General features: G+C 62.7%; 13 protein-coding genes and 1 tRNA gene. 13 read left to right on the top strand and 1 reads right to left on the bottom strand.

What is annotated here, in order from left to right:
- The 12 genes from BHE81_RS28770 to cobT form a co-directional block, all read left to right on the top strand.
- Positions 1–391: cobalamin biosynthesis protein (locus BHE81_RS28770; protein WP_187439157.1), on the top strand; the 391-nt coding region annotated here is incomplete at its 5' end.
- Positions 391–1,116, top strand: a complete 726-nt coding sequence (locus BHE81_RS14145) for a precorrin-3B C(17)-methyltransferase (RefSeq protein WP_004143930.1) — start codon at positions 391–393, stop codon at positions 1,114–1,116. The genes BHE81_RS28770 and BHE81_RS14145, both read left to right, overlap by 1 nt.
- A complete protein-coding gene (locus BHE81_RS14140; protein ID WP_002915627.1) occupies positions 1,113–1,898 on the top strand; it encodes a cobalt-precorrin-6A reductase in 786 nt (261 codons plus the stop codon). Before BHE81_RS14145 ends, BHE81_RS14140 begins: the two co-directional genes overlap by 4 nt.
- Positions 1,899–1,908: 10 nt before the next feature.
- Positions 1,909–2,703: a sirohydrochlorin cobaltochelatase gene (gene cbiK, locus BHE81_RS14135; RefSeq protein WP_004174588.1), complete on the top strand. Its 795-nt coding sequence runs from the start codon at positions 1,909–1,911 to the stop codon at positions 2,701–2,703.
- Entirely contained in the window at positions 2,700–3,410 is a 711-nt protein-coding gene (locus BHE81_RS14130) for a cobalt-factor II C(20)-methyltransferase (RefSeq protein ID WP_023286833.1), read from the top strand. Before cbiK ends, BHE81_RS14130 begins: the two co-directional genes overlap by 4 nt.
- Entirely contained in the window at positions 3,410–4,147 is a 738-nt protein-coding gene (cbiM, locus tag BHE81_RS14125; protein ID WP_004143926.1) for a cobalt ECF transporter S component CbiM, read from the top strand. The genes BHE81_RS14130 and cbiM overlap by 1 nt, the downstream gene beginning before the upstream one ends.
- A 1-nt stretch (position 4,148) precedes the next feature.
- Positions 4,149–4,430: an energy-coupling factor ABC transporter substrate-binding protein gene (locus BHE81_RS14120; protein ID WP_002915619.1), complete on the top strand. Its 282-nt coding sequence runs from the start codon at positions 4,149–4,151 to the stop codon at positions 4,428–4,430.
- Positions 4,417–5,094 carry an energy-coupling factor ABC transporter transmembrane protein gene (locus BHE81_RS14115; protein ID WP_023286832.1) on the top strand — a complete coding sequence of 226 codons (678 nt, stop codon included), beginning with the start codon at positions 4,417–4,419 and terminating at the stop codon, positions 5,092–5,094. The genes BHE81_RS14120 and BHE81_RS14115 overlap by 14 nt, the downstream gene beginning before the upstream one ends.
- Positions 5,095–5,102: 8 nt before the next feature.
- Positions 5,103–5,927, top strand: coding sequence for an energy-coupling factor ABC transporter ATP-binding protein (locus tag BHE81_RS14110; protein WP_002915614.1), 825 nt, complete (start codon positions 5,103–5,105; stop codon positions 5,925–5,927).
- Complete coding sequence (locus BHE81_RS14105; RefSeq protein ID WP_023159325.1) at positions 5,924–7,447, top strand: cobyric acid synthase; 1,524 nt, start codon at positions 5,924–5,926, stop codon at positions 7,445–7,447. The genes BHE81_RS14110 and BHE81_RS14105 overlap by 4 nt, the downstream gene beginning before the upstream one ends.
- Positions 7,441–7,986 carry a bifunctional adenosylcobinamide kinase/adenosylcobinamide-phosphate guanylyltransferase gene (cobU, locus tag BHE81_RS14100; RefSeq protein ID WP_002915611.1) on the top strand — a complete coding sequence of 182 codons (546 nt, stop codon included), beginning with the start codon at positions 7,441–7,443 and terminating at the stop codon, positions 7,984–7,986. Before BHE81_RS14105 ends, cobU begins: the two co-directional genes overlap by 7 nt.
- 43 nt (positions 7,987–8,029) lie before the next feature.
- Positions 8,030–9,085 (top strand): nicotinate-nucleotide--dimethylbenzimidazole phosphoribosyltransferase, encoded by a 1,056-nt coding sequence (gene cobT, locus BHE81_RS14095; RefSeq protein WP_020802369.1) that lies wholly within the window; start codon positions 8,030–8,032, stop codon positions 9,083–9,085.
- A 95-nt stretch (positions 9,086–9,180) separates the two neighbouring features.
- Here cobT and BHE81_RS14090 read toward each other — a convergent pair.
- A tRNA-Met gene (locus BHE81_RS14090) sits at positions 9,181–9,257 on the bottom strand.
- Positions 9,258–9,467: 210 nt separating this feature from the next.
- Here BHE81_RS14090 and mltA point away from each other — a divergent pair.
- The gene (gene mltA, locus BHE81_RS14085) at positions 9,468–10,565 is read left to right on the top strand and encodes a murein transglycosylase A (protein ID WP_002915579.1); all 1,098 of its coding nucleotides are present in this window, start codon (positions 9,468–9,470) and stop codon (positions 10,563–10,565) included.
- Positions 10,566–10,580 lie beyond the last annotated feature (15 nt).

The raw sequence follows: 10,580 nt of genomic DNA, 5'->3' as shown, positions 1-10,580 counted from the left end.
TCACTGGAAGCTGGTGCCCCAGCGGGTGGTGGCGGGGATCGGCTGTCGGCGCGACACCCCCTGCGCGCTGCTCAGTACGTTGCTGGATCGCCAGCTTGCCGCTCAGCGTCTTGACCCGCTGGCGCTGAAAGCGATCGGCAGCGTGAGCCTGAAGGCAAACGAGCCGGGGTTGCGCCAGCTGGCTCACCGCTGCCGGGTGCCGTTCGAAACCTTTAGCGCCGAGGCGCTGCGCGAGCACGAGCACCGCTTTCCGGCCTCGTCTTTTGTCCGGGAGACGGTCGGCGTCGGCAGCGTCTCCGGCCCGGTGGCCTGGCTGCTGAGTCAGGGAAACCTGTCAGGCGAAACCCTGCGTGAGCAGGGCGTGACCATTACTTTGGGAGTAACACACTGATGTTAAGCGTAATCGGAATTGGCCCTGGCTCGCAGGCGATGATGACCATGGAAGCCGTGGAGGCCCTGCAGGCGGCAGAGATCGTGGTGGGCTACAAGACCTACACCCACCTGGTGAAAGCCTTTACCGGCGACAAGCAGGTGATCAAAACCGGCATGTGCAAAGAGATTGAGCGCTGCCAGGCGGCCATCGAGCTGGCGCAGGCCGGGCACAACGTTGCGCTGATCAGCAGCGGCGACGCCGGCATCTACGGCATGGCGGGGCTGGTGCTGGAGCTGGTTAATAAGCAGCAGCTGGACATTGAGGTCCGTCTGATCCCAGGGATGACGGCCAGTATCGCCGCCGCCTCGCTGCTCGGCGCGCCGCTGATGCATGATTTCTGCCATATCAGCCTTAGCGATCTGCTGACGCCCTGGCCGGTGATTGAAAAACGCATAGTCGCCGCCGGGGAAGCGGACTTCGTTATCTGTTTCTACAACCCTCGCAGCCGCGGCCGCGAAGGACATCTGGCGCGCGCCTTTGCGCTGCTGGCGGCCAGTAAAAGCGCAGATACGCCGGTCGGCGTAGTCAAATCCGCCGGACGCAAAAAGCAGGAGAAATGGCTGACCACCCTCGGGGAGATGGATTTTGCCCCAGTGGATATGACCAGTCTGGTGATCGTTGGCAACAAAGCGACTTACATCGACAACGGCCTGATGATCACCCCGCGAGGCTACGCGCTGTGAATCACGGCGACGTGCTGGTTATCGGGGGCACCAGCGATGCGCGGGCGATCTGCCAGCAGCTGGACGCCGCCGACGTGCGCTACACCCTGTCGGTGGCAACCCCTACCGGCGAGCGGCTGGCCGGCGATATCCGCGGGCAGATACGCTGCGGGCGTATGGAGTGGCAGCAGATGGCGGAGTGGCTCAGAGCGCAGCGCACCCGCTGGGTGATCGATGCCTCTCACCCCTACGCCGAGGTGGTCAGCCAAAATATTGTGCGCGCCTGCGCCAGCGTCGGGGTTCTGCTCAGCCGCTATCAAAGGCCGGAGCAGCTGAGCGATCTGCGCCATCCGTTACTTCACGTGGTCGGCGATCTGAACGAGGCCTGCGCGGTGGCTCGTCGCCTCGGCGAGCGGATCCTGCTGACCACCGGCAGCAAAGATCTGGCGGCCTGGCGGGCGGGACTGGCGGAGAAAACGCTGCTCGCCCGGGTGCTGCCGGTGCCGGAGGTGGTTCAGCACTGTAGCGATCTGGGGTTTGGCGTCGGGGAGATCTTCGCCCTCTGCGGGCCGTTCAGCGCCGAATTTAACGCCGCCTTTTATCGCCAGTGCCGGGCCGATGTTGTGGTGACGAAAGCCTCGGGGGCGGAAGGAGGCTATCAGGAAAAAGTACAACCCTGTCTTGATGCGGGGATCCCCTGCATCGTCATTACCCGTCCGGCGCCGCTGGTGACGGGCGATGAACTACTGCAAAGCCAGGCCGATTTCACTGCGCGGCTGACGCGCTGGCTGTCGGCGACTTGAGGAAGAGGATATGAAAAAAGCACTTCTGGTGGTGAGCTTTGGCACCAGCTATCACGACACCCGCGAAAAGAACATCGCCGCCTGCGAGCGCGATCTGGCCGCCAGCTGCCCGGACCGCACGCTGTTCCGCGCCTTCACCTCGGGGATGATTATTCGCAAACTGCAGCAGCGCGATGGTATTCATATCGATACTCCGCTGCAGGCTCTGCAAAAGCTGGCCGAGCAGGGATACCAGGATGTGGCTATCCAGTCCCTGCACATTATCAACGGCGACGAGTACGAGAAGATCGTTCGCGAAGTGCAGAGTATGCGCCCGCGCTTTCAGCGTCTGACGCTGGGCGCGCCGCTGTTGAGCGGTCATGGCGATTATGTGCAGCTGATGCAGGCCCTGCGCCAGCAGATGCCGCCGCTGGCGGCGACGGAGCGAGTGGTGTTTATGGGGCACGGCGCCAGCCACCACGCCTTCGCGGCCTACGCCTGTCTGGATCATATGATGGCGGTGCAGGGTTTTCCGGCGCGGGTGGGGGCGGTGGAAAGCTATCCCGAAGTGGACATCGTCATTAACGAACTCTCCCGCCAGGGCGTGACCGGCGTGCATCTGATGCCGCTGATGCTGGTGGCCGGCGATCATGCCATTAATGATATGGCCTCCGACGAAGACGATTCGTGGAAAACCCGCTTCAATGCCGCCGGTATCCCCGCCACGCCGTGGCTTAACGGATTAGGGGAGAATCCGGCGGTGCGGGCGATGTTTGTCGCCCATCTGCAGCAGGCGCTGAACGACACGATGGAGAAAGCAGCATGAGCGGCAAACTATACGCCCTGAGCAGCGGGCCGGGGGCGGCCGATCTGATCACCGTGCGTGCGGCGCGGATCCTCGGCCAGCTGGATGTGCTGTATGCGCCAGCCGGCCGCAAAGGCGGCGACAGCCTGGCGCTCTCCATCGTACGCGAGTACCTGGGCGCACACACGGAGGTCCGCTGCTGCCATTTTCCGATGAGCGCCGACAGCGCGGAAAAAGAGGCGGTGTGGAACGACGTTGCCGCGGCGCTGGCCCAGGAGGTGGCGGCGGACAGGCAGGTCGGGTTTATCACCCTCGGCGACGCCATGTTGTTCAGCACCTGGGTCTTTCTGCTGCAGCGGATTGGCTGCCCGGACTGGCTGGAGATTGTCCCTGGCGTTACCTCCTTCGCCGCCATTGCCGCGCGGGCGAAAACCCCGCTGGCCATGGAGCAGCAGTCGCTGGCGGTGATCTCCTGCACCGCGCCGGAAGCGGACATTGCCGCGGCGCTGCGCCAGCATGACAGTCTGGTACTGATGAAAGTCTACGGCCGCTTCGCCCGCATTAAGGCGCTGCTGGCGCAGGCGGGGCTGCTGGATGCGGCGCTGATGATGTCAGAGGCCACCCTGCCGGGCGAGCAGTGCTGGCGCCGTCTGCGCGAGGTCAGCGATGACCAGCCGCTGCCCTATTTCTCGACCATTCTGGTTAACAAACAGTGGGAGGAGGCGTAATGAATCAGGTGAAATCGCTGAAGCAGCTTTCGTATGGGGGGCTGGCGGCCGCTGTTCTGCTGATCATCGTCCCGCAGGAGGCGTTCGCCATGCATATCATGGAGGGCTTTTTGCCGCCGATGTGGGCGCTGGCGTGGTGGCTGCTGTTTTTACCCTGCCTGTGGTACGGCCTGGTGCGCCTGCGGCGTATCGTCCAGGAAGAGAGCAATCAGAAGGTGCTGCTGGCCCTCTGCGGGGCGTTTATTTTTGTTCTTTCGGCGCTGAAGATCCCGTCGGTGACCGGCAGCTGCTCGCATCCGACCGGCGTCGGTCTGGCGGTGATCCTCTTCGGGCCGGGCGTGGTGGCGGTGCTGGGGGCGATCGTTCTGCTGTTCCAGGCGCTGCTGCTGGCGCATGGCGGCCTGACCACCCTTGGCGCCAACGGGATGTCGATGGCGGTGATCGGCCCGATGGTCGGCTATCTGGTGTGGAAGCTGGCCTGTCGGGCGGGGATCCGTCGCGATGTCGGGGTCTTTCTCTGCGCCATGCTGGCGGATCTGATGACCTACTTTGTCACCTCCGTCCAGCTCGGGGTGGCCTTTCCCGATCCGGCAACCGGGGCAGGCGGATCGATCGCCAAGTTTATGGGCATCTTCTGCCTGACGCAGATCCCGATCGCCATCGCGGAAGGCTTGCTCACCGTGATGATCTACGATCAGCTAACCAAACGGCGACTGATCGCCGCGGAGGGACATTAATATGAAAAAGACCCTGATCCTGTTGGCGATGGTGGCCGCCCTGATGATCCTGCCATTTTTTATTAACCACGGCGGCGAGTTTGGCGGCTCGGACGGCGAAGCGGAGAGCCAGATCCAGGTGGTGGCGCCGGATTATCAACCCTGGTTCCAGCCGCTATATGAACCGGCGAGCGGCGAGATTGAGAGCCTGCTGTTTACCCTGCAGGGCTCGCTGGGCGCGGCGGTGATTTTTTACATTCTCGGATATGCGAGGGGCAGACAGCGCCGTGATGACCGGGTTTGACCGACTCAGCTACCAGAGCCGCTGGTTGCAGGTGGCGCCAGAGCGTAAGTTTCTGCTCTGGCTACTGCTGATGGCGCTGGCCTTTACGCTGCCGGCGTGGGGCCAGGCGCTGACGCTGGCGCTGACCGCCGCGCTGACCTGCTGGCTGCTGCGGGTCTCATTCTGGCGCTGGTGCCGCTGGATGGCGCTACCCTTTGGCTTTTTGCTGGTCGGCGTGCTGACCATTGTGTTCAGCGTCAGCCGCGACCCGCAGATGCTGTTAGCCAGCATCCGACTGGGCGCTTTCTCGATAGGGATTTCCGCCCCGGGGCTGGCCGTGGCCGGGGAGACCTTCTGGCGCAGCCTGGCGGCGATGGCGGCCATGCTCTGGCTGGTGCTTAATCTGCCTTTCCCCCAGTTGATTATCTTGCTCAAGCGCGGTCGCGTACCGCGACTGTTGACGGAGCAGATCCTGCTGACCTGGCGCTTCATTTTTATTCTGTTAGACGAGGCGATGGCGATTCACCGCGCGCAAACTTTGCGTTTTGGCTATGGTAGCGTGCCGCAGGGCTATCGCTCGCTGGCGATGCTGGTGGGACTGCTGTTCACCCGCGTCCTCCTGCGCTATCAGCAGATGAGCACGGCGCTGGATATCAAATTGTACCAGGGTGATTTTCACCTCTAAGGATAAGTATGCTTGCCACAACCGATCTCTGGTTTCGCTATCAGGATGAGCCGGTACTTAAAGGGCTGACGCTGGATTTTTCCCGCCATGCGGTGACCGGCCTGGTGGGGGCCAACGGCTGCGGAAAGTCGACGCTGTTTATGAACCTGAGCGGCCTGCTGCGCCCGCAGCAGGGGGCGGTGCTGTGGCAGGGAGAGGCGCTGAATTACAGCAAGCGCGGTCTGCTGGCGCTGCGCCAGCAGGTGGCGACGGTATTTCAGGATCCGGACCAGCAAATATTCTATACCGATATCGACAGCGATATCGCTTTTAGTCTGCGTAACCTCGGGGTGGCGGAAGAGGAGATCGCCCGCCGGGTGGATGAGGCGTTGACCCTCGTCGATGCCCAGGGGTTTCGCCAGCAGCCGATCCAGTGCCTCAGCCATGGGCAGAAAAAACGGGTGGCAATCGCCGGGGCGCTGGTGCTGCAGGCGCGCTACCTGCTGCTTGACGAGCCCACCGCGGGCCTCGATCCACGCGGGCGGGCGCAGATGATCGCCATCATCCGCCGCATTGTCGGGCAGGGGCGGCGCGTGGTGATCTCCAGCCACGATATCGATCTGATCTATGAGGTGAGCGACGCCGTTTACGTGCTGCGTCACGGCGAAGTACTGGCCGCGGGGGATCCCGGCGAGGTATTTGCCTGCGCGGAGACGATGGACAGGGCGGGATTGACGCAGCCGTGGCTGGTGAAACTTCATAGCGAACTGGGGCTGCCGCTGTGTAAAACCGAGGCGGAGTTTTTTCAGCGGATGCACAACAACGCGATAGGCGCGATAAAGGAGGCGTCATGACGCTGGCAGTGATGTTGCAGGGCACGGCTTCCGACGTGGGGAAAAGCGTGCTGGTGGCGGGACTGTGCCGCATTTTTCATCAGGATGGGCTGCGTACCGCGCCGTTTAAATCACAGAATATGGCGCTGAACTCCGGCATTACGCCGGATGGCAAAGAGATGGGCCGGGCGCAGATTTTCCAGGCCGAAGCGGCCGGGATTGCGCCAGATGTCCGCATGAATCCGATTTTGCTCAAGCCCACCAGCGACCGTCAGGCGCAGGTGGTGCTGATGGGGCAGGTGGCGACCAGCATGGATGCGATGAGCTATCACCAGTACAAGCCGCGCCTGCGCGAGCAGATCCTCGCGGTCTACCAGAGCCTGGCCGGAGAGTATGAGGCGCTGGTGCTGGAAGGCGCCGGCAGTCCGGCGGAGATTAACCTGCGCGACCGCGATATCGTCAATATGGGCATGGCCGAGATGGCGCAATGCCCGGTGATCCTGGTGGCCGATATCGACCGCGGCGGGGTGTTTGCCGCGATTTACGGCACGCTGGCGCTGCTGCAGCCTCAGGAGCGGGCGCGGGTGAAAGGGGTGATCATCAATAAATTCCGCGGCGATGTGGCGCTCCTGCGCTCCGGGATAGAGCAAATCGAGGCGTTGACCGGGGTGCCGGTGCTGGGCGTTATGCCATGGCTTGACGTGGATCTCGAGGATGAGGACGGCGTCGCGCTGCAGGCCGGGAAATACCATCGCACCGACCGGCGCGATATCGACATCGCCGTGGTTCACCTGCCGCATATTGCCAATTTTACCGACTTTAACGCCCTGGCGGCACAGCCAGACGTCCGGGTGCGCTATGTCCGCGATCCGCAGGCGCTGGCCGACGCCGACCTGGTCATTCTTCCGGGCAGTAAAAATACCCTCGGCGATCTGTGCTGGCTGCGCGAGAGCGGCATGGCGCACGCGGTCGAGCAGGCCCGGCAGCGCAAGGTGCCGCTGCTGGGGATCTGCGGCGGCTATCAGATGCTGGGCGAAACCATTATCGATGAGGTGGAGTCTGGCCTTGGCGCCCAGCCCGGGCTGGGGGTGCTGAAGACCGTGACCCACTTCGCCCAGCACAAAACCACCACCCAGGTGCAGGCGACCCTGGGGTCTGCGCTCCCGGATTGGTTAGCCGACGCGGCGGGGCTGCGCGTCAGTGGCTATGAAATTCATATGGGCGAGACGCGCCGCGAGGCAGGCTGCCCGCCGCTGCTGCAGCTGCATAAAGCGGGGCAGGCAGTGGACGACGGGGCGATAAGCGACGACGGCCTGGCGTTCGGCACCTATCTCCATGGCCTGTTCGACAGCGATGCCTTTACCCGGGCGCTGCTCAACGGCCTGCGCCAGCGCAAAGGGCTGGCGCCGCTGGACAGCGCCCTGGAGTATGCCCGCTATAAAACCCGGCAGTTTGATCGGCTGGCCGAGGCCATGCGCGAACATATCGCCATCGATAAAATTTACGCCATCATGCGCCAACATCAGGAGCCCCTATGCTGACTCTGGTTACCGGCGGCGCGCGCAGCGGCAAAAGTCGCCATGCCGAGGCGCTGATTGCCGATGCGCCGCAGGTGTTATATATCGCCACCTCGCAAATCTTTGACGACGAGATGGCCGCAAGGATCCAGCATCATCGCGACGGCAGGCCCGCCCACTGGCGCACCGCCGAGCGCTGGCAGCAGCTTGATGAACTGATCACTCCGGCTATCGCCCCAGCGGAGGCGATTTTGCTGGAATGCATCACCACCATGGTCACCAACCTGCTGTTCGCGCTCGGCGGCGACAGCGACCCCGACGGCTGGGATTACGCCGCCATGGAACGGGCTATTGATGACGAAATTGGCGTGCTGATTGCCGCCTGTCAGCGCTGTCCGGCGCACGTCGTGCTGGTGACCAACGAGGTGGGGATGGGCATTGTGCCGGAGAACCGCCTGGCGCGGCATTTTCGCGATATTGCCGGGCGGGTTAATCAGCGCCTGGCGGCCGCGGCGGATGCGGTCTGGCTGGTGGTCTCCGGCATCGGCGTCAAAATCAAATAACTCAATCGCTGGCTGACCGGGCCAGCCCTGGCAGGGATTCTGTATGCAAAATTTAAACACGGTTCTGCGGGCGATCCCCGCGCCGGACACCGACGCCATGGCGCGGGCACAGCAACACATCGACGGCTTACTCAAGCCCCCCGGCAGCTTCGGGCGTCTGGAGGCGCTGGCGGTGCAGCTGGCGGGAATGCCCGGCCTGGGCGGCCAGCCGCAGGTGGCGAAAAAGGCCTTGCTGGTGATGTGCGCCGACCATGGAGTGTGGGACGAAGGGGTGGCGATTTCGCCGAAGGCGGTCACCGCCATCCAGGCGGCAAATATGACCCGCGGCACCACCGGCGTCTGCGTGCTCGCCGCCCAGGCCGGGGCGAAAGTGCATGTAATTGATGTCGGTATCGATAGCGAACCGCTCCCCGGCGTGGTGAATATGCGGGTGGCGCGGGGCTGCGGCAATATTGCCCGCGGTCCGGCGATGAGCCGTGAGCAGGGGCAGGAGCTGTTGCTGGAGGTGATGCGCTACACCCGCGCGCTGGCCCAGGAGGGCGTTACCCTGTTTGGCGTCGGCGAACTGGGGATGGCCAATACCACGCCGGCGGCAGCGATCGTCAGCGTTTTGACCGGCAGCGATGCGCAGGAGGTGGTCGGGATTGGCGCCAATCTGCCGCTGGCGAAGGTTGGCAACAAGGTGGAGGTGGTGCGGCGGGCTATCGCCGTCAATCAGCCCGACCCGAATGATGGCCTCGACGTACTGAGCAAAGTCGGTGGTTTCGATCTGCTGGGGATGACCGGTGTCATGCTGGGGGCGGCGTCCTGTGGGCTGCCGGTGGTGCTGGATGGCTTTCTCTCCTACGCGGCGGCGCTGGCGGCGTGTCAGATAGCGCCGGAGGTGAAACCGTATCTGATCCCGTCCCACTATTCGGCGGAGAAGGGGGCGCGTATCGCGTTGGCGCACCTGGGTCTCGAACCGTATCTCAATATGGGCATGCGTCTGGGAGAAGGCAGCGGCGCGGCGCTGGCGATGCCGATCGTCGAGGCGGCCTGCGCGATGTACCATCGCATGGGCATGCTGGCGGCAAGCAATATTGTGTTACCGAAGGGGTAAGCAGGAGATGGGGGCGGCAATGGCCGTTCCCGTTTTCGGCAGAGGTTTTGCTGGCGGCAGAAACAAAAAAACACCCTTGAGGGTGTTTGTAATGTTGGTTGCGGGGGCCGGATTTGAACCGACGACCTTCGGGTTATGAGCCCGACGAGCTACCAGGCTGCTCCACCCCGCGTCCGTGGAAGCGCACTATACTCCGCTAGCGAGATGATGCAACCTTTTTTCGACCAAATCGACATTTTTGTAAGAATTGGCTTATAAAACGCCACGTTGTGGTGTTTTTTTACACAAATCTGTGCCATCGATGAGATCGCGCATTTCAATAGCTCCGGCGCTTTGTTATCTTCAACACGCACTAAGGCTTCGCAGCAAAAGATGAGACACCATGAAAGGACGTTGGGCAAAATATGTAGCGACGGGGGCAATGCTGGCCATGCTCGCCGCCTGTTCCTCAAAACCGACCGACCGCGGTCAGCAATATAGCGATGGCAAGTTCACCCAGCCGTTTTCACTGGTAAACCAGCCGGATGCCGTCGGGGCGCCGATCAACGCCGGCGACTTCTCCGAGCAGGTTAATCAAATTCGTAACGCCTCGCCACGCCTCTATAATAGCCAGAGCAACGTCTATAACGCGCTGCAGGAGTGGCTGCGCGCCGGCGGCGACACCCGTACGCTGCGCCAGTTTGGCATCGACGCCTGGCAGATGCAGGGCGTCGACAACTATGGCAACGTCCAGTTTACCGGCTACTACACGCCGGTGGTGCAGGCGCGCCACACCCGTCAGGGCGAATTCCAGTACCCCATTTACCGTATGCCGCCAAAGCGCGGTAAGCTGCCTTCCCGCGCCAGCATCTATGCCGGCGCGCTGAGCGATAACTATGTGCTGGCGTACAGCAACTCGTTGATGGATAACTTCATCATGGACGTGCAGGGCAGCGGCTATATCGACTTTGGCGATGGTTCGCCGCTCAACTTCTTTAGCTATGCCGGGAAAAACGGCTGGCCCTATCGCAGCATCGGCAAAGTGCTAATCGACCGCGGGGAAGTGAAGAAAGAAGATATGTCGATGCAGGCGATCCGCGAGTGGGGTGAAAAGCACAGCGAAGCGGAAGTGCGCGAGCTGCTGGAGCAGAACCCGTCGTTCGTGTTCTTTAAACCGCAGTCTTTCGCGCCGGTGAAAGGGGCCAGCGCTGTGCCGCTGATCGGCCGCGCCTCGGTGGCCTCCGACCGGTCGATTATTCCGCCAGGAACCACCTTGCTGGCCGAGGTGCCTCTGCTGGATAATAACGGCAAGTTTAACGGCCAGTACGAACTGCGCCTGATGGTCGCCCTCGACGTCGGCGGGGCCATCAAAGGTCAGCATTTCGACATCTATCAGGGCATTGGGCCTGACGCGGGCCACCGTGCCGGCTGGTATAACCACTACGGCCGCGTATGGGTGCTGAAAAACGCCCCGGGCGCGGGGAATGTTTTTAGCGGCTAACCCCCCTGGCCGTGC

Source organism: Klebsiella sp. AqSCr, from assembly GCF_008452795.1.
Classification (GTDB): domain Bacteria; phylum Pseudomonadota; class Gammaproteobacteria; order Enterobacterales; family Enterobacteriaceae; genus Klebsiella; species Klebsiella pneumoniae.
Note: the sequence above shows the minus strand (reverse complement) of the source record. Positions and strands in the feature narration are given on the sequence as shown.

Coding starts and splice junctions, on each gene's coding strand:
- BHE81_RS14145 (WP_004143930.1), top strand. CDS start 391: ATGTTAAGCGTAATCGGAATTGGCCCTGGCTCGCAGGCGATGATGACC.
- cbiK (WP_004174588.1), top strand. CDS start 1,909: ATGAAAAAAGCACTTCTGGTGGTGAGCTTTGGCACCAGCTATCACGAC.
- BHE81_RS14130 (WP_023286833.1), top strand. CDS start 2,700: ATGAGCGGCAAACTATACGCCCTGAGCAGCGGGCCGGGGGCGGCCGAT.
- cbiM (WP_004143926.1), top strand. CDS start 3,410: ATGAATCAGGTGAAATCGCTGAAGCAGCTTTCGTATGGGGGGCTGGCG.
- BHE81_RS14120 (WP_002915619.1), top strand. CDS start 4,149: ATGAAAAAGACCCTGATCCTGTTGGCGATGGTGGCCGCCCTGATGATC.
- BHE81_RS14115 (WP_023286832.1), top strand. CDS start 4,417: ATGACCGGGTTTGACCGACTCAGCTACCAGAGCCGCTGGTTGCAGGTG.
- BHE81_RS14110 (WP_002915614.1), top strand. CDS start 5,103: ATGCTTGCCACAACCGATCTCTGGTTTCGCTATCAGGATGAGCCGGTA.
- BHE81_RS14105 (WP_023159325.1), top strand. CDS start 5,924: ATGACGCTGGCAGTGATGTTGCAGGGCACGGCTTCCGACGTGGGGAAA.
- cobU (WP_002915611.1), top strand. CDS start 7,441: ATGCTGACTCTGGTTACCGGCGGCGCGCGCAGCGGCAAAAGTCGCCAT.
- cobT (WP_020802369.1), top strand. CDS start 8,030: ATGCAAAATTTAAACACGGTTCTGCGGGCGATCCCCGCGCCGGACACC.
- mltA (WP_002915579.1), top strand. CDS start 9,468: ATGAAAGGACGTTGGGCAAAATATGTAGCGACGGGGGCAATGCTGGCC.